Below are 23,236 nucleotides of genomic sequence, written 5' to 3' on the forward strand. Positions count from 1 at the left end.
GCCGTTGATGTCGAGCGCGGTCACCTCGTGACGGCCGGGCGGGAGTTCGTGCGGCGGTGACACCGCCCGGCCAACGATGAACGCTGGAGAACCCTCGTCTTGATGTGCCGTCAGGCTGACTCGTCCGCGCCGATGCCGCTCAGACGGACGCTCCGCCCGCCGCACCCCAGCCTCCAAGGAAGTCGGCCAAGGCGCGGCGCTGTTCTTCTTCGCGGGCGATCTGCTGTGCGAGGACCTGGCGGTCGATGTACGGGCGACGGCGGCGAGGACCAGGCGCTGCAGCTCGTCCGGCTCCAGGGCTTCGACTCCCACTGCACAGGGTGGCGGGTCGAAGTCGTAACGGCGTGCGAAGGCCTGCCACCGAGGGTCGCCGCGCTTGCCCTCGGCCGCCGGCAGCTCGTACTCGACGGTCTGCTCGCGGGTCAGGAGCACCCGGCGCACCTCGCCCCAGCAGTCCCGGTGCGCCGGACCCAGTCCCGTTCGATCTCGGCACCGCTCGCGTCGAAGTCCGCGGCGGTTCTCCCGGGCCCGGCCAGGGTGCGGGTTGGTGTTTCGGAGGCCAGGAGCGGGCCCGAGCGGTGTAGGCGATGCAGCACATGTGGTGCACGGGCCTACTGGTTCTCGTGGTCTTCGGTGGTCGGCTCGCCTGTGTGCGCGACGAACGGTCTTCTTCGGCGTCTCTTACAACGGGGCTGAGCAGTCCAGGTACAGGAAGTCCCGGTGAAATTGATCTTGCTGGGTTTCGCCTGCTTCGCGGGGCTTCGAGTGGGGCGGGGATGCGGCCGGCCCGCTCACGGACGTCGTGTGAGCCGCTCCGCCGCCGGTGATCACAGGCCAACGCTTCACCCCGGGCCGCATGTCGCGTGGTTCGCTGTTCGCTTCCGGCAGCAATCCCGGGTCGGACGGCGTGCGTGTGTCCTTGAGCGCCTGGCCTGGCTCTTGTGCGTCCCCGGGCGCGTGTATCAACGGATGACCGGAAGAGCAGCTTCCCGGGCACAGCGCGGCCGCCCGGGCCGCCGTCTTTCTCGGAGGTCACCATCAACAGCATCCGTCGTGCCGCCGCTGCCGCCGCTGCGGGCATCGTCCTGGCTCTGGCCGGGGTCGCTCTGGCCGCCCCGGCCCATGCCGCCGGGCCCGTCCAGACGCTGGTCTGCGACACGGTCGGGGAGGTCAGTGACCAGCTCGTCCCGCCCGTGTGCGGGAACTAGCGGGCGGAAGGGACAGGAAACCTGACCAGCGGATACCCGGGAGGTCGTTGATGGGACTGCTCGCCCCCTTGCGGTCGTGGCGCGCGGTGCTGGTGTGCGCGGCGGCTGTGCCACTTGTTGCGGTGCCGGGCCCGGCGTCGGCGGCGCCGGAACCGGTTGTCAAGGCGTACACCACCGGCGGCCGGTACGAATTCACCGTGCCGGCCGGTGTCACCCGTATCCACGTGACCGCCGTGGGCTCCGGTGGCGGAGGCGGAGGCGGGGGCGGCAACAACGACGGCCCGCTGAGCGGTGCCGGCGGCGGAGGCGGCTCCAGCGGAGCGGTGGAGGCGTGCACCATCAAGGTCGATCCCGGGGAGAGGATCGTCATGGTTGTCGGCCGGGGCGGCGAGGGTGGCGCGGGCGGCTCGGGCAAGGGCCACAACGGCAAGCCCCGCAACGACGGGCACGGCACCGGGGTCGCCGTGTTCCCCGCCGGCGAGGGGAGATGGCCGAGGCTGGGGGCCAATGTCCAGCACGGCCGGGGCGGGCGGGGCGGCGAAGCGTCAGGAACCTGGGGAAGCGGCACCGCGGGCGCCGGCGGTCACGGCACCACCGGCGGGAGGAACCTCTGCAAGGGCTCCGACCACGTCCGCCAAGAGGGCTCCGCCGGCTACCGCGGAGTCGACGGCGTCCGCGCGCGCCGCGGRGCGGGCGGAGCAGGAGCAGCGAGCGCGGCCCCACCGGAATGCTCCCCCGCGCAGGGCGGCCCCCCAGGGCCCCGCCTTCCCGCCGGGAAGGGCGGCGAGGGAGGCATCGGCGCCGGCCGCGACCTGTGGACCAACGACCAGTACCCCTCCGCGGCCGGCGAGAACGGCGCCGACGGCTGCGTGGCACTGACCTACACCCCATAAACAGCGGTCACCTGAGATTCCCCGGGTACGGCCACTTACCGGGTGGCCATGGGTAACCATCTTCGGCATGGAGGTCTGAGGATGCGCCCCTCGCCCGAGAGCTCGTACCCGTGGGTTTGGCCAGGTGAGACGGAATATCCGCCCCGCTGGTCCATGAGCTGCTCGCCGGCAGGCCCCTTGCGTACCCGAGGCGGGGACCGTGCCGGCACGGCGACGGTGCCGGCGGCCCGCAGGAGTCAGGGCTTTGGTGTGTGTGATTCCAGTGCGGTGAGGAGCCGGGCGAGGACGGGGAGCGAGGCGGTGAGGGTGTCGCGGTCGTTCGCGGGCAACTCGCCGATGGCGTGGGCCAATGCGGCCGAACTGGTGCGGTCGTAGCGGTCGAGCAGTTCGAGGGCGGCGGGGGAGGCGGTGAGGACGGCCGCGCGCTGGTCGCCCGGTGCGGGCTCGCGGTTCACCAGGCCCGCTGCCTTCATGCTTTTGACGAGGTTGCTGACCGTGGAGGTTGCGACGCCGATCCGGCGGGCGGCGGCTTGCGGGCTGAGCGGTCCGTCGGCGGCGAGTGCGCGCAGGAGCTCGATCTGGGCCTCGGGCAGGTCGGGAAGCCCCTCGGCGCTGCGGGTCGCCCGGAGCACGGCCCGGCGTAGCGGCCCGAGCAGCCGGCTGAGCTCGGATGCGGTGTCCATGAAGTCATTTTGCCCGACAGTTCATTTTGTGACAAAATAGTTTTGTTGCAAAAATGAACTGCGCCGTCGAACCGGCGACCGAGCAGAAGGGCACCGCAGATGACCTCCGACGCCACGCACCGGACCACCGTCGCCAACCCCGTTCCCCCGCAGGACCTGTCCGGCATCGTCGGCCACCGCCTCATCTACACCTACGCCAACGGCTGGCAGTACGAGATGTACGTGAAGAACGACCACACCATCGACTACCGCATCCACAGCGGCCATGTCGGCGGCCGCTGGGTCAAGGACCAGGAGGTCGACCTGGTCATGCTCACCCGGGGCGTCTACAAGGTCTCCTGGAACGAACCGACCGGCACATCGGTCGTGGTCAACATCATCCCCGGCGAGCGCGTCCTGCACGGGGTCATCTTCTTCCCCGACTGGGTCAAGACCCATGGCGAACGCACCGTGCTGTTCCAGAACGACCACCTCGACCAGATGCACGCCCACCGGGACGCCGGCCCCACCTACCCGCTGTACGTCGTCCCCGAGTTCGCCAAGATCACCCTCTTCGAAAACGCCGGCCAGGACAATGACGAGATCATCTCCGTCGCCCCCGGCGACCTCCCCTCCGGCTGGTCCGACCGCACCAACTAAGGACCACCCCGGGACAGCGAGCAACCTGGCACCGGACCCCAAGATCACAGCCGGATCACCCCCACCGGCATGACGAACGAACCACCCCAGGCCACCGATGGGCACTGACCAACCAGTGCGACAACCCCTGTCACATGCGCAGCCGGACAACTCCCCGCCACCCGGCCACGAGCGGACAAGCGGAACCGGCCACCAACACAGCAGTGACGGCAGCCATACCCGGCACCCCCAACAGCACCCCGGAACCTGAGCAGTCCCTCCGGCCACCGCCCGCAGAACAGACCACCACCGCTCCAGCGGAGCCCGGCACACCCCGCACTCAGCCCACCGCTCAGACCATGCCAAACGGACTGAACACGACGAACCACCAGCAACCACCAACACCCCGGCACACGACACCGGCAGTCACGCCCGACCCGCACAACANCCCCCCACCAAGACCGGACAACTTCAACAACCCAACCCGTGACCAACAACACAACCTCGACACCAGCCAGCACAAGCCAAGAGACAACAACAAACCACCCACCGGCCACGACAACCCCACCAACCCCCCGGCACAACACCTCGACACCCACGACAACCCCACCCGCCGACATGCACGTCTGTGTGGCGCAGCTAATACACCGTGCGGGTGTCGGGGCGTAGCGGAAGGTCGGGGCATACGCGGGTGCGGGGGCGGAACACGGAGCCGCGGGTATAGGTCACGCCCTCGATCGCGCCTTCCTTGCAGACCGGTCCGACGAGATTGCCGTTTTCGTCCCGGATTCCGATGCGTGTTCTCTCCGTCCACTTGGCGCGGCGCCAAGTGCCGTATACCAGGCCGCTCCGGGGGTGCTCGCCGTGTCGGCTGCGGGSGGGGTTCGGCGGGGGGCGGGGTGTAGTCGAGAAGGTTCATGCGGTGCAGGGCTCCGGCGCGGGCGTCCGGATGCTTAGCCAGCCGCTTGGGGGCTTCGCTGAGCCGGGCTTGCCGCGCTCCTGGGCAGGCGGCGCAGGGGATTTGCGCCACTTGGCGAAGGCCAGTCGGGCAGCGTAGGAGTACAGCAGCCGCCCGGCGCTCGGGATCCGACCGGGGAGTGCGGAAGCACAGGCCGTTGACGCGCCGGCCGATGGGGAAGCACGGGTGCGAAGCACAACACCCCAGGAGCGCGCCATGACCTATCTGCCCCGACCGGTGACCGACGCCATGGCCGCCCGGGCGATGCGTATGCATCACATGCTGTGGCACACCGCACGCAACGAGTGGGCCAATTTCTCCCCCGACCAGCGGCAGGTGTTCCGCGACCATGGCTGGGACCCGCCCCGGCCGGCCCTCACGGGCGGGGATTCTCCCCGACCCGAGCTCGACAACGGGTCGGGTGAGGACTTCCTCTCTATGCACCGGCAGATAATCGCTGATGTCAATGCGATCCTTGCCCAGTTGGGGGACCCCCGTTATCCCCGCGTGGAGGGATGGCAGAGCGTCCCGGCGCCCGGAGACAGTGCATACCCGGTCCCGCCGCCCTTCGGCATTCCGGATGACCCGGGCACCACCGAGGCCGTGAACAGCGCCAAGAGCGCGGCGTCATTCCATCAAATCCGGCGCTGGCAGGCCGAGTTCACCGATCCCTCCGCGCTGCGCGGTATGACACTCGGACGCCTGGGAGCGAGCATCGAGTTCACCATCCACAACCGGATGCATCTGCGCTGGGCGGCTCCGATGCCGGCGTACCGCCCGGACGGCGACCCCTTTGACGTCGATCCCCGATGGGACCACCCCGCTTACAACTGGCTCGCCGACTTCTACTCGTCCCATGTCAACCCGGTCTTCTGGAAACTCCACGGCTGGGTGGACGCACGGATCGGCGACTGGCTGACCGCCCATGGACGAACCGGCCCCGTACCGTGGAGCTTTGACCCGCCATGGAGCGGCCCCATGCCGCGCATCCGGCAGTCGGTGACAAGCCTGGCCCTGCGGGCCCGCCCGGGGAACGCGGAGGCCGATGCGCTGGAAGCGCATCTGAGCGACCTGGAAAGCACCGTTGAGGCCCTCAAGCAGGCGGGCGTGCGCCTGCCCGCACGCTCCTTCCCGGTGATCGGTGTCTGATAAAGGCCCCCCATAAGGGACACGACCAGCGCCCTACCGCCCCGGCGCACCACGGCCGTCCGCCCGGCCCTCCGCCGTGGCCACGGCCGTGCGCACAACCGCCTGCGCCGGCAGCTCCCGCCGGGTGCGGACCGGGGAGAGGACGACGGGCAGGAAGGAGAGCGCCAGACAACAGGCGCCCGTCCAGAGCGCCATACGCACTCCGACGAACTCACCGAGCAGACCGGCCACGGCGGAGCCCACGGCGAGCGCGCCGGTGAGCATGAAACGGAAGGTCGCGTTCATGCGGCCCAGGAGCGGACCGGGGGTCAGCCGCTGACGAAGGGTGACACCCAGCACATTGTTGACGCCCGTCCTGAGTGTGGCCAGTAGCCAGCCCGCCCCGGCAAGCCAGAGCCAGGGGCCGCGGTCGACAAGCGGAATGACCAGCGCCGCCGGTGCCACCAGGAGACCGGCCAGCCCCAGCGCATGCCCGTATCCCCAGCGCCGGGCCCAGGGGGCGGCGCACCGGGCGCCGAGGAACATGCCGACGCCACCGACGGCCCAGTAGAGGCCCAGCGCGCCTGCGGGCAGCCCGAGTTCCCGGGCGAACAAGACCGGGAGCAGGGTGTTGATGATCTGCGAACCGAGGTTGGTGAGGGAGGCGGAGAACGCTAGGGCGCGCAGTTCGCTGCTGCCCAGTACATGTCGGAGCCCCTCGGCGATCTGGGTGCTCAGGCGTACCGGCCGCTGCCCGGCGCGCGGGCCGGGGCCGGGCAGCGGGTCATGCCGGATGCCGATGAGCCGCAGCGCCGACGCCAGGTGGAGAACTGCCGTACCGGCGACGGCGGTCGGCGCCGTGAGCAGTTGTACCAGTGCACCGCCCGCGCCCCGGCCGGTCACATTGCCCGCCGCCTGAAGGGTCACCACGGCCGAGTTCGCCCGGATCAGCCCGTCCCGGCCGACCAGTTGGGGCAGCACACTCTGCGAGCCCACATCGAAGAACACGGTGGCACAGCCGGCCAGCAGGACCACCACGAACAGCTGCCCAAGGGACAGCACGCCCAGTGCCGAGGCCACCGGCACCGAGGCGAAGAGGACGGCCCGCGTCAGGTCCGCGGCTATCAGCAGCCGGCGCTGTCGCATCCGGTCCACCCAGGCCCCGGCGGGTAGGCCGACCAGCAGGAAGGCGGCGGTGCTCAGGGTGGCCAGCAGCCCGACCTGGCCGGGGCTCGCGTCGAGCGTGGACACCGCGATCAGCGGTACGGCGACATAGCCGGCATTGGTGCCCAGCTGGCTGAGCACGGTGGCCGTGAAGAGGGTGCGGAAGTCAGGGCTCCGCCAAGGGTTTTCGCAGGACATGACCGGCACGCTGCCGAACGCCGGCGCCCTTACCCAATGATTTAGCCTGTGCTGAATGGTGATGCACAAGCAGCGGTCTCCTGGGCGGGGCGGTCCGCTGGCGGTGGAGTTCTCGGCGGAGGACGTGGCCCGTACCCGGTTCGCCGTGTCCCCGTTGTGGGAAGTGGTGGCCGGCGCACGTGTGTTGAAGGGAGCGGACGCCCAGGGCACCCACAACTGCTGGGCCGAGCAGGTGCGTCCCCGGATCGCCGCCGCCGGGCTGGACCTCTCGCCGCTGGCCCGGCTGCTCCCCGTGCCGGGCGGCGTTCCGGGCTTTCTGGTGCCGCCGCCCACCACTCCCCAGCCCTCGCTCGAAGTGGAACTGGCGGTGCTGCGCGCCACACCGCCGCAGGAACTGACCACGACGATCGCCGAGGCCCAGCCGGCGGTTGCCGCGCTGCGCGAGGAAGGGGAACGCGGCCTGGCCCGGCTGGCCGAGGTGACTGCCGCGTACTGGGAGGTGGCCCTCGCCCCGTACTGGCCACGCGTACTGTCCCTGTCGGAGGGCGACACCCTGCACCGGGCCAGACGCTTCGCGGAAGGCGGTGCCGCACTGCTCTTCGAGGACCTGGACCCCCAACTCTCCTGGGATACCGACACCTTGCGGCTGACCGGCCGCTGTATACACGGCACCCGTCGTCTGGACGGTCGTGGACTGCTGCTCGTCCCCTCGGCCTTTGTCTGGCCCCGCGTCTTCTCCACACTCGGCAGCGAGGAGTGGCAGCCGCCGGGGCGGACGCCCCCTCGCCGCAGCAGCCTGACCGAACCACGCGAAACCCCCGTATCAGGCGAGCTGCGGCATGACCTCGGACGCGATCCACTCCATCGCCTTCTCCATGTGTTCAGCTGCAACGGGCACCCACAGGGTAGAGACCGTGAGTCCGGCCTCAGTGAGCTCTCCGAGAGCCTCAGCAACACTCGCTGCGGTAGGCGAACCGCCTCCCAGTGGCCGTCCTGGAGCCGGGACCGCCACGGGGATTCCGGGTGGCGTGAGGAAAGCGGCCGAAGCAAGCGTCAGACGTTCGGCCCGCTCTTCGCTGGTGGCGAGTTCACGCAAGCGGCGCTTCACATCGATGACTTCCGCGGCATCGGCGCCAGTGCCGTACCAGCCGTCGCCCAAGCAAAGCGCGCGGCGCAACGCGGCGTCGCTGTGGCCTCCAACCCACACCGGCGGACCACCACGCGTGACCGGCGGCACTCCCAGGTGAGCGGCACGCAGTTTCGTGAACGGCCCCTCGAAGTCAGCGGGCCGTGTCGTCCACAGGGCCTTGGCAGCAGCGAGATGGTCATCGGTGCGGGCACCCCGTTCCCGGGAGGGTACGCCGACGGCTTCGAACTCGTCAGGGTTCCAACCAGTGCCGATTCCCAGGACCAGACGGCCGCCGGACACGACGTCCAGCGTGGCTGCCTGGTTCGCGAGCACCAGCGCCGGATAGTACGGCGCAACGAGCACGGAGGTCAGCAACCGCAGGCGTGTCGTTGCACCCGCGATTGCAGAGAGCAGAACGAGAGGATCGGTGTCGAGGCCGAATCCACTGTCCAAGAGGCGGTTGCCAACCGCCACATGATCGAAGCCCAGTTGCTCGGCATGCACGGCGGCGCGGAGCACGGAGGCCCCATCCTCGACCGGCCAGCGCGGCTGAAGGGAGACACCAAGGCGCAGCAGGGACATGGGGCGAAGCCTTTCAGTCGCGGACCGGTAGCGGCAGGACGGCTTCCGAACCGCCCGACACCACACCCAACTCCCCGACGGCGCCGATTCATCCACCCAGAGCAGCGCACGTCCCGTCCAGCCCGGCCAAGAGCCTCGATAGAGCTGGCGCCATACCACGGACGGTGAACCTTCCCAGTTCACAGCTCCAGGGCCTGTCCGGCAAACGTTCGGGAGCAGGTTGGCAGAGCCAAAGGAAGAGTGAGGTGATGTGGAATCCGGCCCCGTAGCAGGTTGCCGGCTTGTCGAAGCACGTTGCGCCGGCCCGCAATTGTTCAAGACGGTTCAAAAAAACAGCGCTCGACCACGTTGCGGGCTTTGCACAGCCCGGGGTCCAAAGCCGGTGGCCTACCACCGGCTCTGCCGCGGCGCCAGCGATCGGCTCGTTGGCCCGCCCGCTCCGGGACGACTGCACGGACGCCCCCACGCCGCAGGTCCTGCCGGACCTCCCATGACGAATACGCCTTGTCCACCATGACCGTGTCAGGCCTTCGCCGCAGCCACCCGGCACCTTCCCAAGACACCCACACACATTCCAACACCGCTTCGAACACGGTGCACTTGCTGACGTTGCCAGGGGTAAGGACGACAGCCAGGGGCAAGCCCCGCGCCGCCGCAGGCGAGACGGACTTTGGCGGTCAGCCCGCCACGGGAGCGGCCCAGCACCTGGTCAGCCGCGCACATGCCGAACCTTCCAGCCCGCCGTTAGCGCCCCCCTTTTTTTTCCGGGCACCGGCCGCGTGCTGGTGGGAGCGGTCGATGGTGGAGTCCACCGATATCGTCTATTCCACCGCTCCGGCGGAGTCGTCCCGCACCTGAAATCTGCTCCAGCAGGCAGGCCCGGGTCCCGTCCCGCTCCCAACGGGCGAACCGCTCATAAACCATCTGCCACGGCCCCTGGCGTTCCGGCAGGTCACGCCAGGAAGCACCTGTTCGCAGCCGCCATAACACGCCATTGATTACCTGCCGGTGATCGCGCCACAGACGGCCTGGTCCAAACGCAGCCGCTCGACACGTGACGCGATGAGAATCCGGCGGCTTTCGTTTTCCGACTCTTCCGGGGGCGGCATCAGTCCGCTGTGCCGTACCTGAGTCCGTCGAGGGTGAGGTCGAGGAGGCGTTCGGCCTGTCCGCGCTGTTCGGGTTTTCCTGAGGCGAGGGCGACGCCGGTGAGGGCGGCGAACATGTCGGCTGGGCTGATGTCCGATCGGATGCTCTTGGTGGCGGTCGCGGCGTCCAGGAGCGAGGTGAGGGCGGTCATCATCAACTCCCGGCTGTGGGCGTAGGGGTTGACGCCGGAGTCGACGACGGCGCGGAGGGCCTCGGCCATCCCCAGTTTCGCGGTGGCGTAGTCGATGAAGCGCCCCATCCAGGCGCGAAGCGCCTCGCGTGGCGGCATGGCCGCCAGGAGTTCGGGGGCGGCCTCGCACAGTCGGCTCAGTTCGTTGCGGTAGGCGGCTTCGATCAGGAGTTCCCGGGTCGGGAAGTTGCGGTAGAGCGTTCCGGTCCCGACTCCCGCCTCCTTGGCGATGTATTCCAGGTGTGCGTTCAGTCCCTGCTCCGCGAAGACACGCGCCGCGGTGGAGAGGATTTTCTCCCGGTTGCGCCGCGCATCGGCCCGCAGCGGCCGGCCGGTCTCTGTGGTCATTGGAGGGCTCTTTCCTCGAAGAGTTGCTAAGTGGCGGCGCCTCCGGTTAGCGTGCCGTAAGTGGCGGCGCCTCCACTTACGAGTGTAGGGCACACGCCGCCGTCGTCCGCATAGTGCGGGCAAGCGCATCAGAGGGGAAAACGATGAGCCTCCCGCTTGAAGGCAAGGTCGCCGTAATCACCGGTGGCGCGTCCGGTGTCGGCCTGGGGATCGCCCAGGAGTTCGTGGACCAGGGTGCCCGCGTGGTCATCACCGACCTTCAGCAGGACCAGCTGGACGAGGCGGTCGCCGAGATCGGCCCGAACTCCTCGGGCATCGTGGCCGACGTCACCAAGCTTGCGGACATGGAGGCCGTGTACCAAGAGGTCATCGCACGCCACGGACACCTCGACGCGGTCGTGGCCAACGCCGGCATCGGCGCGCACGCCCCGCTCGGTGCGATCACCGAGGAGCAGTTCGACCGGACCTTCAACGTCAACGCCAAGGGCGTCCTGTTCACCGTCCAGCCGGCGATCGCGCTGCTGCCGCCCGGCGGCACGGTCGTCATCATCGGTTCGACCGCGTCCATCCAGCCCCCAGCAGGCATGGGCCTGTACGGCGGCTCCAAGGCCGCGGTGCGCGCCTTCATCCGGTCCTGGATCCAGGACGTCAAGGGCACCGGCATCCGTATGAACGTCCTCAGCCCCGGAGCCGTGGACACGGAGTCCCTGCGCAGCGCCCTGAGCATGGCGCAGGGCGCCGACGCCGTTGCCGCCGCGGTCCAGAAGATGGGCGCGGGCAATCCGACCGGGCGGATCGCCGACTCTCGCGAGATGGGCAGGGCCGTGGCGTTTCTCTCCAGCGACGCCTCCAGCTTCATCACCGGCGTCGAGCTCTTCGCCGACGGCGGCATGGCACAGGTCTGAGCGGCCAAGCCGTGACGCGCGCTCGGCGCCCAGGCCCGCTGGGCGCGCGTCACCCTCGCCGGCATCCCTTTCCCGGCCTGGCTTCGACCGGGCCGTTCCCGCCGGCACGCACACGCCCGCGATCCCCTCTCCCCCTTCGGGGCCAGAACCGACGAGCCATGCTCATGACCTGTGGATCGGCCTCGGGTTGGACGCGGAGGGCGTACATTCCCGAGTGATCGACTTCTGGTCATCGAGTGGGCCGACGTTGCACTGTCGGTTGGGAAGGCGCGCTCGTGCTGAGCGTAGTGAATGTCGATGGAACGACCGCGACTTGGCTGTCCGGCCCGGGGTCCGGGGGTTCCCCGCCTTGCGATGCACGGATGGATGGGGGTATCCCCCGCCTGGAGGCTGGGGCGCCGCGCGCTGATCCGGACTGATCCGTGAGAGAGGGCCGCCGAGCGGGGCCGGCGGGGCTCGTCGAGCGGCGTTCAGCGGCACAGGGTGCGCAGGGCGGTGAGGCAGCCCGCGGCCCGGCGCTGCGGGTCGGTGTCGGTACTGGCCCACGCGATCCGGGCGTCCGGCCGGATGAGAACAGCGGTGACGTCCCGCCAGACCGGATGCGCCTCCTCGGAGTTGACGGTCCCTGCCCGCTGCTCCAGGCCGTCCGCGGGGCACGGTGTCCGTGTCCCGCCGAGGTCCAGCAGCAGGGGTCGGCCGTGGTGCATCAACGGGTGGGCGGTGGGTATGCCGGCTGTGTCCAGGGCGAGGCCGGCCAGTCGGGTGCCGTTCAGCAGGTGCGCGCCGGGTGTGGTGCCGGCGGGGAGCGGGTCGTCGAATCCGGCGATCCGGCGGGCCCACTGGCGGTTGGTCTGCGGTTCGGTGAGCGCGGCGGACCAGACCTCGCGCAGCGCGATCTGCTCCGGGCTCGCCGCGGCGAACAGGGCCAGCTGCGCGCGGGTGTTGTCGATGACGGCGCGGGCGGCCGGCCGGCGCTCCGTGTCGTAGCTGTCGAGCAGTCCGTCGGGCGCCCGGCCCTGGAGGGTGGCGGCCAGCTTCCAGCCCAGGTTGGTGGCGTCCTGGATGCCGAGGTTCATGCCCTGCCCACCGGCCGGGAAGAACATGTGCGCCGCGTCACCGGCCACCAGTACCCGGCCGGCCCGGTACCGCGCGGCCTGGCGGGTGGCATTGCCATAGCGCGAGAGCCACCGGGGGTTGCGGATGCCCAGGTCCCGTCCCAGCAGCGTGCGGGTCTGCTCGCGCACCTCCTGAAGGGTCAGCGGTTCGCCGGTGCCCTGGTGCATGGTGGCCGTGGAGAGGCCCGCCAGCCGGTGGACTCCGTCGCCGATCGGGGCCGCCAGGAACGAACCGGCCGGCCCGGTGGCGGCGAGCGGCGCGGCGGGCGGATCGTCGAGTTCGACGTCGGCGAGCCACCCGGTCAGGGTGGTGTCCTGGCCGGGGAAGTCGATGCCGGCCGCCTGGCGCACCGCGCTGCGGGTGCCGTCGCAGCCGACCACCCAGCGGGCTTGCACGGTCCGGTGAGTGCCGCCGGCCCGGATCACCACCTCGACGGCGTCCGGCCCCTGGGTGAGGGAGACGGCCTCCTCCCCCCACAGCACCTGGGCGCCCACGGCGAGGGCGTGCTCCTCCAGGAGCTGTTCGGTGACGGACTGACCGAGCGCCAGCATGAACGGATGCACCGCCCCGACGGTGGAGAAGTCCAGCCGGGTGGTCGCCGCGCCGAAGTGGCCGGTCGGCACCGGTGTGCCGCGTTCGATGAACCGCTCCGCGAGGCCGCGGGTGGCGAAGGTGTCCAGCGTGCCGGCCTGTATGCCGACCGCGCGCGACCGTCCGTCCGGTGCCGCCCGGCGTTCCACGACGGTCACCTCCACCCCGTGCAGGCGCAACTCCGCGGCGAGCCAGAGCCCCACCGGCCCGGCCCCTGCGATGAGCACATCGAGCACGACAACCACTTCCTCTCATTTTTCGGATGATGCGCCGTGACGGCGGCGCACCGATGCACCGGGGCAGCGGCGGCCGCGTGGCGTCAGGTGGGCGGTGCGGCTCAGCGGGCGCTGCCGAGGTTCCGGTCGGCGTCGGTGCCTTCGAGCATGAGGGTGGTCTCCTCGATGCGGCGGAAGCGGCCGTCAGGGGCGAACTCGCCGAAGAGGTAGACCTCCATGCGGACGGTGGAACCGTCGGTCTTGATGACCTCCATCGTGTGGCGGTCGGCGTAGCGGTCGCCGGAGAAGAGCTCGTCGTGGACCTCGACCGAGCCGCCGGCGACGACCGTGCGCAGGTGGGCGATGTGGGCGAGGAACTCGGTGCGGTTGTCCCAGCTTCCGTCGGTGCGCTGGCGGTAGTCGGGGGCGAAGTGCCGGTCGGCGGCCTCGTCGAGGCCGAGGCCCGGGGTGAGGAGCAGGTCGGTGAGGGCGGTGCGGACGTCGGTGCGGTTCATGGGGATTCCTTCGGTTGAATGCGGGAGTGATCCGCCGTACATCGGATCAAAGATGCGTGCCTTGAGCACGCTTATTACCGTACAGGAAAAGCGTGCGCTGCGCACGCTAATCTGGAGGGGTGAAGAACTCGACGGGACACGACATCGCCGATGCACTGGGCCTGCTCCTGCGGCGGAGCACCCGCGCCCGCCTCTACACCCGGCTGACCGAGGGACTGGGGGAAGCGGTCGACGACCTCACCTACCCGGTCCTCAGCGGCCTGGCCCGGACCGGGACGTGCAGCGCCGCCGACCTGGGCCGCGAGATCGGACTGGACCGCACCACCGTGACCCGCCGCGCCGACCGACTGGAACAGGCCGGCCTGCTCCAGCGCCAGCCCGACCCGGCCGACGGCCGCGCGACCCTCCTCGCACTCACCGAACAGGGCCACAACATCGTGTCGGTCACCAGACAGCGACTGGCGGCCGGCATCGAGTCCTCACTCGCCACCTGGCCCCAAGAGGACGCCCAAGCCTTCGCACGCCAGCTACGCCGCTTCGTCGACGAGGGCCCGTTCACCGCCGAACCCCACTGACAGCCACCGGCGCACCGGGCCGGCCGGTTCGGCGCGCAAGCTCAGCATTCATGCGCGATCCGGCGGTACTTCACGCCGGCAGGGACATGCGGTTGCCGTTCCCCTTGGGCACCTGCCCTGCAACGAGGACGACGCAGGTTCCTGTCGGCACCAAGGGATGGACGCAGCCCTACAGACCATCAATCCATCCCCCGACGTTGGGTAAGTGCTCTTCGGTGAACCACACGGTGCCCCGTCCATCGACGGTGACGGCATGCGGCCAGGCGGCCCGGCCGGGCAACGGGAACTCGGTGATCCGCCCATCGGAAGTGATCCGATCGATCTGTCCGGCGCCGATCTCGGTGAACCACAGTGTTCCGTCGTGGCCTGCGGCGATCCCCGCCGGCCCTGCCGACTCGGTCGGCAGGAGGTGGACGGTGACCGCGCCGTCCATGTCGATCCGCCCGACGGTATTGCCCTGGTTGAGGGTGAACCACATCCCTCCGTCGTCACCGGCGGTGATCGCGGACGGGAACGCGCCTGTGACGGGGAGCGGGAACTCGATGATGCTGCCATCGACGGTGATCCGCCCGCTCCGGTCCGCCCGAGGAACCACAAGACGCCGTCCGGTCCCGTGGTAAGGGCATAGGGTTCGGCCGCGTGCTCGGCCACCGTGCGCTCTCCGATGGATACCTGGGGCACATGGTTCAAAGAGAGTCCCCCTGTCCATGCTCGGTGGCGATGCCTCGATGCCGACCGGGGTTCCGGCCATGATGGTGCGGGCGTGTTCGGTGACCAGGTCGGCGAGCCAGTCCCACCAGGCTGCCTACTGCAGCCGCTGGACGTCGGCGTCGTCGAAGCGCTGCCGGATCGGTCTGGCCGCGTTGCCGCCGACGATCGTGTAGGGCGGGACGTCGGCGGCGACCACGGCGCCAGCCGCGATGATGGCGCCGTCGCCGATCCATACGCCTGGCATGACGGTCACCCGGTACCCGAACCAGACATCGTTGCCGACCACTATGTCACCGCGGCTGGGCATGGCGGTGACGATGTCCATTGCGGTGCTCGAAGTCCGTGGCGCCGTCCCAGAGGGCCCCGGCCATGTCCCCGTGCCGGTGACCTGGAAGTAGCGTTTCGCCCAGGGGCCCTCGACAGCGGCATGGGGATGTCGACGCTCTCGGCGCGCAGCTGCTTCTCCTGGCCAAGACGGTTGTTATGGTCAACGGCTGTTTGCGGAACGATGCGGCGCCACGGAGCCTTCCGCGGGCTTGGACCTGGCCAGCCACGGGCCGGTGAACACGGCGGTGGCCAAAGTGACGGTGCCGGCAGCGGGAAGGCGCTGTCGAGGCCGGCCTCGAAGGAGGCGGGAGCGCCGGAGCCGGCGACCAATGGCGCAGGGCACACGCCTGGTTGGTCAGGCCGGCGTGTGCCTCTGGCAGAGGGAGGTGCCCAGGGCCGTGATGATGTGCAGCACGGTGTTTCGATCGCGGTGGCTGGTGATGAGCCCGGCGTCGCGAAGGATGGCGGTGTGGCGGCTGGCGGTCGACAGGGGCGTCTTGGCGCGGCGGGCGAGTTCGCTGCTGGTGCACGTCCCTTTGGCGATGGTGCGCAGCACGCGTGCTCTGGTGGTGCCCAGCAGGGCGGCCAGCGGGTCCCCGTACGGACGGCTGAGGAGCTCGGTGGTGGCCATCCAGTTGAATGCGTGGTCGATTGTGTAGACCAGAACGGGTGTGAGGTCTTCGTCGATCAGTGTGGTGATGAGCTTGTTCCGCTTTGACGGACACCCTCGGTGTGGTGGTCAGGCCGCGAGAGCGGCTTCGTAGCCGGCGGGACTGCGATGACCGAGACTGCTGTGCATCCTGCGGAGGTTGTACCAGCTCTCGATCCACTCAAAGATCGCGGCGCGCGCAGCCGCCCGGCTGGGCCAGGGCCGGTCGCAGGGAAGTTCGCTCTTCAGGGTGGCGAAGAACGACTCGGCGAGGGCATTGTCCCAGCACTGGCCGGTGCGGCCGACCGATAGCCGGATGCCGAACTCGCGGGCCGGCGAGGCGAATTCACGGCTGGTGTACTGACACCCGCGATCGGAATGGAAGATCATCCTGGATGCCGGGCGGCGCTGGGTGCAGGCCGCGCGCAGTGCGTCGGTGACCAGTTCGGTGCGCAGGTGGCCGGCGGTGGCCCAGCCGACGACGCGCCGGGAGGCGATGTCGATGACGGTGGCCAGGTAGAGCCAGCCTTCCTCGGTCGCGATGTAGGTGATGTCGCCGCACCAGCGTGTGTCGCTGGCCGGTCCGGGCTGGAAGTCGCGGGCCACGAGGTCAGGCCTGGCGGCTGCCTGCGGGTCGGGGATCGTGGTGCGGTGGTACCGCCTGGGGCAGCGGCCCTGCAGGCCGGCGGCCCTTATGAGCCGGGCGACACGCCTGCGGCCGCAGACGGTGCCCTCGTGCCGGAGGGCGGCGTGGACACGCGGGGCACCGTAAGTGCCGCGGGACATCTGGTGAACTTCGCTGATTTTCTCGGCGAGTTCCGCATCGCGGGCCGCGCGGGGGCCCAGGGTGCCGGTGCGGCGCGCACAGTAGGCGGCCCGGGCGACCTTGAGCAGTTCACAGGCGCGTTTGACGCTGTGACCTGCCTGCTTCTCCGCCTCGATGAACGGGTGCACGTTCACCCGGTCTCCACAGCGAAGAAAGCCGTCGCACGCTTGAGAATCTCCACGTCCTCCCGAAGCCTGCGGTTCTCCCACCTCAGCCGGGCCAGTTCTTCCTTCTCGGCACTGGTCAGCCCGTCCCGCTCGCCAGCATCGTTCTGGGCCTGCTGGACCCAGAAGCGCACGGCGGTCTCTGTCAGGTCGAAGTCCTTGGCGACCTGGCCGACCGGCCGGTCGCCACGCCGGCAGAGCTCGACAACCTCGGCCCTGAACTCCGGCGTGAACGAGCGGCGAGGACGCGGCTTCTTCTTCCCCATGCTCTCCATGGTGGACATCCTTCCGGGGCCAGAGCCCCTGATATCGGATGTCCGTCAAACCGAATCAAGCCCACCCAACCACGGGATCAAACACGAATCAGAGGGCGAAACACTCAGTAAGAACCCACAGCTCTTCTACGCGGCGAAGCCGACGTTGGTGACGTACTCGTACTGGCCCCACTGCGAGCCCAGGTCCACGATCGTGTCGTCCCAGGCAGCATCAAGGCCCTGGTAGTCACCAGCCGCCCAGGAGCCAACGATGCGGTCCCAGCGGCGCACGTTCAGCGTCCGGTACTCCACCACCCGCTGCAGCGGCCGGGCGACCTGGGACTGATCGAGCGGGTGGATCTCCACCCGCGTCCCGCGGCCCTCACGGTTCAGCCGCTTGAGGAGGTGGCGGGCGACGTTCTGCCGGCGCACCGCCCGGTACGCGGCGTCGATCCTGGCCAGGTTCGCCTTCGACGGCGACCGCTTACCCTCCAGCCATGCCTTCAGCGTCCGGTCGGTGACCGTCAGCCCGGCGTCCTGTGCGGCCTGGCGGCTCTTGCCCGACCTCGTCAGGTAGTGCAGACGCGCTATCCAGCCGCGCTTGACGTCCACCGGGGTAGCGATGCCCCCGGCGAGCTCGTCGAGCTTGCGGGCGACGGCCTCACTGCCCTTGACGCCCCGCGCGCCGAACTTCCCGAAGTCGAGGTTCTTCCCCGGCATTACCCCTCCTCCCCTTCCGTCCCTGTGTGCTCAGTGGCGTCGATCCCGGCGGTGTAGGTGTCCTTGACCTTCACCTCGGTAACGCCCCGGCCTTCAGGGAAGACACCGCGCCAGTCGCCGATGACGTGGAGTTCGTCGGTGCCCATCGCGCGCACGACCGTCAGGCCCTCGTCATGGGCCTTGAGCGCCTTCAACCACAGGTTGGAGAACGCCTGCGAGCGGATGATGTGCATCCAGTCCGGGCGGTACAGCTCCCTGTTATAGTTCGACTCCCCCATCGTCGAAACGAACTTCGAGTACATCGCCTTCACATACTCCAAAGTGACCTCATCGCCCTCGGCGATCGCGGTGTCGCGGGCATCCTTCAGGGCGATGCGGAACTTCTCCAGCAGATTCTCCGTGGCACCGGAGGTGTAGGACTCGTGAATCTCCGGCGGCGCGCACAACCCGTACTTCGGGCCCGACAGGCGCAGCAGGAGGCGCAAGGTCGGCTCAGTCACCCACAGCGGGCCTGGCTCGTCCCGCTGGCCGATCGGGTTGGGCAGAACCGCCTCGTGCTCCCAGACGGGCGGGGTGATCAGATGGACACCGGCGCGGCGGCGGTCGTGAGGAAGGCCGGCGGAGTGCTCCAGCTGGCCGAGAGGGAGGTGGGTTTTGAGGGCGGAAAGGTAGGCACCGTTGATGTCCAGCGCGGTCACCTCGTGACGGCCGGGCGGGAGTTCGTGGCGGGTCCACTTGGGGCGGGCCTCCCAGATCTCGTCCGCACCGCGGGAAGTCCGCTTCTTCAGGATGTCGGGAATCCAGGGGTGGGCGATCACGTCGTAGCGGGCGCCCTTGCGGGTCTCGTCCAGCAGCCGCATCGCATCCGGGATCGCCCGCTTCAGCAGCATGGCCGTCGCCGCCTCAACGTCACCATGGTGCTCGGCCAGCGCGGCCTTGACCGCCTCGCTGATCAAGTCGGCGGGGCCGGACGGCTCCTGAAACGCACGCCGGGACAGGCCCTGGGAACGCCCGGAAGGACGCGCCGACGTACGCGGGGTGCGCGACGCCGGCTTCCCGACCGGAACGGCCTCGGGCCGAGCGGGCGCTGTGGCGGGCTGGGCAGGCGGCGCGGCAACGGTGGCCTGACAGTCGGCCGCATCCAGGTGCTGGGCGAAGCCCGCCACCCGAGTCCCAGCCGGATACCCACACAACACACACGGCTCGGGCACCGCGAGCACCTCCTCCGCCTCGTCACCCTCACCGGGCGCCGGGGCGGAAGACGCAAGAACCTCCGCTGCAGCACCGGCCTGCCTCACAGCCGACCCGGCAACAGACGGCACCGCCGGGGCGGCGTCGGTGCCGGTGCCAGTATCGATGCCAGCACCAGAGGCGGTGCCGGCGCCAGTGCCGGTGGCAGTATCAGTGCCGGTGGTGAATTTGGCGGCCAGACCGTCCAGCAGGTACGCGTACTTGGCCCGCACCTCACCGACCGGATCCCGGCCGGACTCCCACCCGGCAACCGTGGACGGACTCACCCCCAGTGCCCGGGCCACCTGGGCCTTGGACAACCGCGCCCGCTCCCGCAGCTCCCGGCGGACCTGGAGAGAGGGGAGTTCGGCTTCCGGGCCTACGCCTGCGAGCAGCGAGTCGATCGCGTCGAAGCCGCTCACCGGGCCACTCCCTTCCCGGCGCCTGCGGTACGGCGCCGAGCGGCGGGCAGCGCCTCGCACGCCCGGGTCGGACCCGCCAGCAAATCCAGCGCAGCAATCTCGTAGTGCCCGGCCAGAACATCGACATCACGCAAAGTCCATGACGTAGCCCCGGACTGCCGACGCGAAACCTGCGTCTGCGTCAACCCAAGCACCCCAGCAAGCACCCGCTGCGAATCACCCGTCGCCTGCATCAACGCAGCCACCGCCAACCGCAACGACTCCTCCAAACCCAAACCCACCACCCCACCCTATCCGAGAGCGATGCAAATAACGCATCACACTGGCGGGTCAGATCACAGAAATGCGCCTGCCGACTGACCACCACACCAACAGGACACGGAACTCCCGACAAGGCCCCGCATCCCATCCCGACCAGCAGCCAGCACTCCGAGCCCCGCACCCCGAAGGCGACTGGACACAAAAACGCCCAGCTGAAGAAGGACACGAAGGAGCCGGCCATGGAGCGTGACGGTGCTCAAACGTTGCATGGTCCACTGGGTGAAGCAGCTGGGACGGACCCGGCGGCTCTCGTCGGGGTGATCAGCGACCAGAAGACCGTGCACCGTGTTCCGTACCGCACCTTCTGCCGGGCGCTCGGGGATTCGGAAGCCTGGTTCCACACGTGGCGGCGCCGTCCGTTCCAGCCGACGCAACACGAGATCAGGCGGGTCGGCCTCGGCCGAGAGGGTCCGCTGTTTCTTCGACCACTGGGGCCGGACGGGCCATGATGTCGGCAACATCTGCCAGCCCCTCCTCGCACAAGTCCAGCGTGATCCTCGGGTGAGCCGTAGTACGGCGCACGTTCGACGCCGTCGCGCCCGACATGTTGTGGTGGGGCGGCATGACGCAGGTCGGCACCGGAGCATCTCCCCAGGTCTCACAAGCGGGGCGCCCCAAGAGGCCGTTGACAATGGGGCCATGCCGCCGGCATCGAAATCCCCGGCGACGAGCACGGCTGCCGCTGGGCTCCGTCCCGGCCCAGCCTCTTTGTGGGGCCCTGGCCCCGCCCTGGGGCCAAGCCCCGCCAGACCTGTGGAACGGGCCTGTCCGGTGGGCCGTTACAGGCGCGGGGTGCGCGCCTCGATCCGGTAGTCGAAGGCGACACCGCTGACGCTGGATGTGGCCACCCCGCCGTCGACGGTGAGGACGGCCCCGTTGACGTAGGACGCGGCGGGCGACAGCAGCCAGTCGATCGCCTCGGCGACCTCCTCCGGCTCACCCGGCCGCCTGGCGGGGGACAGCCGGTTCGCCTCCTCGTACGCCGCCTCGGCGCCGCCCGCCAGCCCCGCCTCCGCCGCGAACCGCGCCATCCGCCGGTCGGCCATCTCCGTCCGCACCCAACCCGGGCACACCGCATTGGCCCGCAGCCCCTGCGGCCCGTAGTCGACGGCGAGGGAGCGGCAGAGGTGGAGCAGACCCGCCTTGGACGTCGCATAGCCAGCGTTGCCGACGCTGTTGCGGAGCGCGGCGACCGAGGCAACCGCGACCACCGCCCCGCGGGCCGCCAGCAGATGCGGCAGCGCGGCACGCAGCAGCAGGAACGGGCCGGTGAGGTTGGTCCGTATCAGCTCTTCCCAGTCCTCGACCGCGATATCGCCGACCGCGCCGGCCCGCCCGATTCCGGCGTTGAGCACCACACCGTCGAGTCTCCCGTAGGCCGTCACCGTCGTCTCGACGAGCTCACGCACGGCCTCGGGGTCGGCGGCGTCGGAAGGGTGTGCCAGTGCTCCGGTCTCCTCGGCCACCCGGTGCAGTGGCCCGGGCCGCCGCCCGGAGATCACGACCTGGTGCCCGGCGGTGCGCAGCAGCCGGGCGGTGGCGGCCCCGATTCCCGTTCCCCCGCCCGTCACCAGGACAACACGCTGTTCCGACATGGTCGTTCGCCTCCGAAGGTGGTCAACTACCCGGTCCCCGCACCGCGAGCATACGAAGCGCCGACATCGCCGGGCCGAGCGGGTGCCGCTGCCGTCGGCACACGGCTGGGTGCGAGGCGAGGAACGACTGCGGCGAAGGGCAGCGGCGTACAAAGCGGCGAGTAATCGGTGCGACGGTGTGACGGCGGAGGCCTGTGGCAGAAGCACACCGCATCGACACGGTCCTGCTCCCGAACCCGGCACTCAGCACTGGTGAGCGGCAGAACGATCAGTCCGTGCCGACCGTGTCAGCTCAGCTCGTGTGGTTTCTGATGCTTCTTCACCCATCCCCGTTCCCTTGTGCGGGACACTCGTCGTCGATCTATGCGGCCGGTGCGAAGGTCGCCGGGAAGCGCATGGTCTTCGGGGTGGACGGCTGTTGTACGCCGACACCAGGCGTCAAAGGTCCGGGCAGGTGGGTTCGCCGCTACCGCAAGGATTCCGTCGGGGTATTGGTCGATCCAGGCCAGGCCGCCGAAGTCGAGGCGGTTGCGGGTACGGGTGACGGCAACGTAGGCGAGCCGGGCTTCGGCGCCGGTGCCGTGGGTGTCGAGATGGACGAACGGCTGCAGGTCACGGCCGGCCGGGGCGTGGGCGGCGCAGTCCTGCAGTTCTCACCAGGAGGGGAAGCGGAACTGCACCCAGGGACGGGCGGACCACATCTCGTCTGCGTTCCACTGCACCACCCGCACCCCTCCCCTTCAGGCATCTTCCGCACGGTCTGCCGTCCTGGCGCATCCGGCCTGCCACGCCCGTGCCGACGCACTGCCCGGACATCTGCGCACCTGTCAGTGCCGGGCGCAGGAGTGCCGTTGGCATCCGCAGCACCGGGGCTGCCCGCGGCCGGTGTTGCTCGCCCTGGCCCGCGACCGGGGCGGCCGCACCTGGCGGCTGGCCGACGCGTGTGCGGCCTGCACCGCGACGCCTTCACCAGGGCTTCGGCTTCACCGCGTGAGCGGGACCGGAGGCAGCGAGAGCGGCACCAGTGAGAACGAGCGCGGCCACGACACACCAGGAGAAGTATGAATGAGCTTCAGGTCAAAACAGGTCACTACGGCATCGCACGGCCACCACAATCCCCGCCACCAAAGCCGTCAACCACCAAGACCAACCGCATGGCGCACCGCGGGAAATCCTGATCTCCAAGATCCCCGACAGCGTCACGAACTGACACCGTTTCTCGCGCACGATCCGGATGTCGGCGGACCCGGAGCACGATGTTGCTGATCTTGTTCAGGAATCGGTCGATTCATGAACTGCGCCTTCGCTAGGGGTAGTTGGCCGTGACGGCTCCTCGTGGGTGTGAGCGCGCGGCGTCTCCCGCATGGGAAAGGCCATCAGGGTGACGCCTACGGGCATCGTCCCGGGCGAGTGCGCAGGGCGGGCGGCGTCGTGGAGTTGCGCCGCGATGTCGGCGAGCTTCTGCCGGGCCTGGTCCCATGCCTCCGGCTCCATCCACAGTTCCGCATCGACCGTCACCCCCCGGCCTTCCGGGTGCCGGTGCACGGCACGCTCCCTGAGCGTGTGGGCCAAGGCCGCTCCCAGCAGCTGCGCCCCGTCGTTCCGGTCGGACAGCGGTGATCCCTGGACGGTGCGGTAGCGGCGTTCCCTGCCTCCCCGGCGGGTGCGCTCCCCGGCCAGTTCGACCAAGCCGACAGCGTGCAGGCTCCGAAGGTGCCGACTGGCCAGGGCGTGGGAGATGCCCAGCTCGCGGGAGAGTTCGGCGGCGGACATCGGTCCGGGCCACATCGTGAGCATCCGCAGCCGCACCGGATGGGCTAGCTGTCGGGATTGCTTCCACGACCGCCCTCGA

The 23,236-nt window shown here is 69.7% G+C and carries 20 protein-coding genes and 4 pseudogenes; 5 read left to right on the forward strand and 19 right to left on the reverse strand.

Features of this window, described 5'->3' with window-relative positions; all coding sequences use genetic code 11:
- Positions 1-432, reverse strand: a pseudogene (locus CV755_RS33005) (hypothetical protein); the annotation flags it as partial.
- Positions 433-1,258: 826 nt separating this feature from the next.
- On the opposite strand from CV755_RS33005, the gene CV755_RS33015 reads away from it, so the two are divergent.
- Positions 1,259-2,101: a glycine-rich domain-containing protein gene (locus CV755_RS33015; RefSeq protein WP_109284548.1), complete on the forward strand. Its 843-nt coding sequence runs from the start codon at positions 1,259-1,261 to the stop codon at positions 2,099-2,101.
- A 236-nt stretch (positions 2,102-2,337) separates the two neighbouring features.
- Here CV755_RS33015 and CV755_RS33020 read toward each other — a convergent pair whose 3' ends face one another.
- Positions 2,338-2,784, reverse strand: coding sequence for a MarR family winged helix-turn-helix transcriptional regulator (locus CV755_RS33020; protein ID WP_109284545.1), 447 nt, complete (start codon positions 2,782-2,784; stop codon positions 2,338-2,340).
- A 99-nt stretch (positions 2,785-2,883) separates the two neighbouring features.
- Here CV755_RS33020 and CV755_RS33025 point away from each other — a divergent pair, with 99 nt between their 5' ends.
- Both CV755_RS33025 and CV755_RS33035 read left to right on the forward strand, forming a co-directional pair.
- Positions 2,884-3,423, forward strand: coding sequence for a phenolic acid decarboxylase (locus tag CV755_RS33025; RefSeq protein ID WP_109284550.1), 540 nt, complete (start codon positions 2,884-2,886; stop codon positions 3,421-3,423).
- Positions 3,424-4,576: 1,153 nt separating this feature from the next.
- Positions 4,577-5,509 (forward strand): Tat pathway signal protein, encoded by a 933-nt coding sequence (locus tag CV755_RS33035; RefSeq protein ID WP_109280276.1) that lies wholly within the window; start codon positions 4,577-4,579, stop codon positions 5,507-5,509.
- Positions 5,510-5,542: 33 nt separating this feature from the next.
- Here CV755_RS33035 and CV755_RS33040 read toward each other — a convergent pair whose 3' ends face one another.
- The 4 genes and pseudogenes from CV755_RS33040 to CV755_RS33065 all read right to left on the reverse strand — a co-directional run bounded on the left by CV755_RS33040 (position 5,543) and on the right by CV755_RS33065 (position 10,248).
- Entirely contained in the window at positions 5,543-6,850 is a 1,308-nt protein-coding gene (locus tag CV755_RS33040) for an MFS transporter (RefSeq protein ID WP_109280275.1), read from the reverse strand.
- A gap of 823 nt (positions 6,851-7,673) precedes the next feature.
- Positions 7,674-8,561 carry a TIGR03619 family F420-dependent LLM class oxidoreductase gene (locus tag CV755_RS33050; RefSeq protein ID WP_109284552.1) on the reverse strand — a complete coding sequence of 296 codons (888 nt, stop codon included), beginning with the start codon at positions 8,559-8,561 and terminating at the stop codon, positions 7,674-7,676.
- A gap of 193 nt (positions 8,562-8,754) precedes the next feature.
- Positions 8,755-9,596: pseudogene (locus CV755_RS36495) on the reverse strand (IS5 family transposase); the annotation flags it as partial.
- A gap of 73 nt (positions 9,597-9,669) precedes the next feature.
- The gene (locus CV755_RS33065) at positions 9,670-10,248 is read right to left on the reverse strand and encodes a TetR/AcrR family transcriptional regulator (RefSeq protein ID WP_109284558.1); all 579 of its coding nucleotides are present in this window, start codon (positions 10,246-10,248) and stop codon (positions 9,670-9,672) included.
- 143 nt (positions 10,249-10,391) lie between these two features.
- Between CV755_RS33065 and CV755_RS33070 the strand changes: the two genes are divergently transcribed.
- Positions 10,392-11,153, forward strand: a complete 762-nt coding sequence (locus tag CV755_RS33070; protein WP_109284560.1) for an SDR family NAD(P)-dependent oxidoreductase — start codon at positions 10,392-10,394, stop codon at positions 11,151-11,153.
- A 470-nt stretch (positions 11,154-11,623) separates the two neighbouring features.
- Here the strand turns inward: CV755_RS33070 and CV755_RS33075 are convergent, their stop codons facing one another.
- Positions 11,624-13,096, reverse strand: a complete 1,473-nt coding sequence (locus CV755_RS33075; protein ID WP_109284814.1) for an FAD-dependent monooxygenase — start codon at positions 13,094-13,096, stop codon at positions 11,624-11,626.
- A 101-nt stretch (positions 13,097-13,197) separates the two neighbouring features.
- The gene (locus tag CV755_RS33080; protein ID WP_109284562.1) at positions 13,198-13,590 is read right to left on the reverse strand and encodes a nuclear transport factor 2 family protein; all 393 of its coding nucleotides are present in this window, start codon (positions 13,588-13,590) and stop codon (positions 13,198-13,200) included.
- Positions 13,591-13,709: 119 nt separating this feature from the next.
- Between CV755_RS33080 and CV755_RS33085 the strand changes: the two genes are divergently transcribed.
- On the forward strand, positions 13,710-14,165 hold the full coding sequence (locus CV755_RS33085) for a MarR family winged helix-turn-helix transcriptional regulator (protein ID WP_109284564.1): 456 nt from the start codon (positions 13,710-13,712) through the stop codon (positions 14,163-14,165).
- A gap of 169 nt (positions 14,166-14,334) precedes the next feature.
- Here the strand turns inward: CV755_RS33085 and CV755_RS37300 are convergent, their stop codons facing one another.
- The 11 genes and pseudogenes from CV755_RS37300 to CV755_RS33150 all read right to left on the reverse strand — a co-directional run bounded on the left by CV755_RS37300 (position 14,335) and on the right by CV755_RS33150 (position 23,193).
- Positions 14,335-14,916, reverse strand: a complete 582-nt coding sequence (locus CV755_RS37300; RefSeq protein WP_422070631.1) for a Vgb family protein — start codon at positions 14,914-14,916, stop codon at positions 14,335-14,337.
- Between the two features lie 77 nt (positions 14,917-14,993).
- Positions 14,994-15,183 (reverse strand): annotated as a pseudogene (locus CV755_RS37305) (DapH/DapD/GlmU-related protein); the annotation flags it as partial.
- 375 nt (positions 15,184-15,558) lie between these two features.
- On the reverse strand, positions 15,559-15,834 hold the full coding sequence (locus CV755_RS33105) for an ArsR/SmtB family transcription factor (protein WP_109284565.1): 276 nt from the start codon (positions 15,832-15,834) through the stop codon (positions 15,559-15,561).
- A gap of 108 nt (positions 15,835-15,942) precedes the next feature.
- Entirely contained in the window at positions 15,943-16,812 is an 870-nt protein-coding gene (locus CV755_RS33110) for an IS3 family transposase (protein ID WP_161968788.1), read from the reverse strand.
- Positions 16,809-17,108, reverse strand: coding sequence for a transposase (locus CV755_RS33115; protein WP_161968789.1), 300 nt, complete (start codon positions 17,106-17,108; stop codon positions 16,809-16,811). Before CV755_RS33115 ends, CV755_RS33110 begins: the two co-directional genes overlap by 4 nt.
- Positions 17,109-17,243: 135 nt before the next feature.
- Positions 17,244-17,816, reverse strand: a complete 573-nt coding sequence (locus tag CV755_RS33120) for a transcriptional regulator (RefSeq protein WP_109284569.1) — start codon at positions 17,814-17,816, stop codon at positions 17,244-17,246.
- Positions 17,816-19,468: a helix-turn-helix domain-containing protein gene (locus CV755_RS33125; protein WP_109284571.1), complete on the reverse strand. Its 1,653-nt coding sequence runs from the start codon at positions 19,466-19,468 to the stop codon at positions 17,816-17,818. Before CV755_RS33125 ends, CV755_RS33120 begins: the two co-directional genes overlap by 1 nt.
- Positions 19,465-19,749, reverse strand: a complete 285-nt coding sequence (locus CV755_RS33130) for a helix-turn-helix domain-containing protein (protein ID WP_109284818.1) — start codon at positions 19,747-19,749, stop codon at positions 19,465-19,467. Before CV755_RS33130 ends, CV755_RS33125 begins: the two co-directional genes overlap by 4 nt.
- A gap of 819 nt (positions 19,750-20,568) precedes the next feature.
- The gene (locus CV755_RS33135; protein ID WP_109284573.1) at positions 20,569-21,384 is read right to left on the reverse strand and encodes an SDR family NAD(P)-dependent oxidoreductase; all 816 of its coding nucleotides are present in this window, start codon (positions 21,382-21,384) and stop codon (positions 20,569-20,571) included.
- Between the two features lie 473 nt (positions 21,385-21,857).
- Positions 21,858-22,052 (reverse strand): annotated as a pseudogene (locus CV755_RS37310) (hypothetical protein); the annotation flags it as partial.
- Positions 22,053-22,656: 604 nt separating this feature from the next.
- Complete coding sequence (locus CV755_RS33150; protein WP_277751891.1) at positions 22,657-23,193, reverse strand: winged helix-turn-helix domain-containing protein; 537 nt, start codon at positions 23,191-23,193, stop codon at positions 22,657-22,659.
- Positions 23,194-23,236 lie beyond the last annotated feature (43 nt).

It is taken from the genome of Streptomyces orinoci (assembly GCF_003121295.1).
GTDB lineage: Bacteria > Actinomycetota > Actinomycetes > Streptomycetales > Streptomycetaceae > Streptomyces > Streptomyces orinoci.

What these genes read in the sequence shown, in the direction of transcription:
- CV755_RS33105 (WP_109284565.1), bottom strand. Translation starts at nt 15,834, where the DNA reads ATGGCCACCACCGAGCTCCTCAGCCGTCCGTACGGGGACCCGCTGGCC.
- CV755_RS33040 (WP_109280275.1), bottom strand. Translation starts at nt 6,850, where the DNA reads ATGTCCTGCGAAAACCCTTGGCGGAGCCCTGACTTCCGCACCCTCTTC.
- CV755_RS33050 (WP_109284552.1), bottom strand. Translation starts at nt 8,561, where the DNA reads ATGTCCCTGCTGCGCCTTGGTGTCTCCCTTCAGCCGCGCTGGCCGGTC.
- CV755_RS33020 (WP_109284545.1), bottom strand. Translation starts at nt 2,784, where the DNA reads ATGGACACCGCATCCGAGCTCAGCCGGCTGCTCGGGCCGCTACGCCGG.
- CV755_RS33135 (WP_109284573.1), bottom strand. Translation starts at nt 21,384, where the DNA reads ATGTCGGAACAGCGTGTTGTCCTGGTGACGGGCGGGGGAACGGGAATC.
- CV755_RS37300 (WP_422070631.1), bottom strand. Translation starts at nt 14,916, where the DNA reads ATGGCCGGAACCCCGGTCGGCATCGAGGCATCGCCACCGAGCATGGAC.
- CV755_RS33115 (WP_161968789.1), bottom strand. Translation starts at nt 17,108, where the DNA reads ATGGGGAAGAAGAAGCCGCGTCCTCGCCGCTCGTTCACGCCGGAGTTC.
- CV755_RS33070 (WP_109284560.1), top strand. Translation starts at nt 10,392, where the DNA reads ATGAGCCTCCCGCTTGAAGGCAAGGTCGCCGTAATCACCGGTGGCGCG.
- CV755_RS33035 (WP_109280276.1), top strand. Translation starts at nt 4,577, where the DNA reads ATGACCTATCTGCCCCGACCGGTGACCGACGCCATGGCCGCCCGGGCG.
- CV755_RS33065 (WP_109284558.1), bottom strand. Translation starts at nt 10,248, where the DNA reads ATGACCACAGAGACCGGCCGGCCGCTGCGGGCCGATGCGCGGCGCAAC.
- CV755_RS33120 (WP_109284569.1), bottom strand. Translation starts at nt 17,816, where the DNA reads ATGCCGGGGAAGAACCTCGACTTCGGGAAGTTCGGCGCGCGGGGCGTC.
- CV755_RS33025 (WP_109284550.1), top strand. Translation starts at nt 2,884, where the DNA reads ATGACCTCCGACGCCACGCACCGGACCACCGTCGCCAACCCCGTTCCC.
- CV755_RS33080 (WP_109284562.1), bottom strand. Translation starts at nt 13,590, where the DNA reads ATGAACCGCACCGACGTCCGCACCGCCCTCACCGACCTGCTCCTCACC.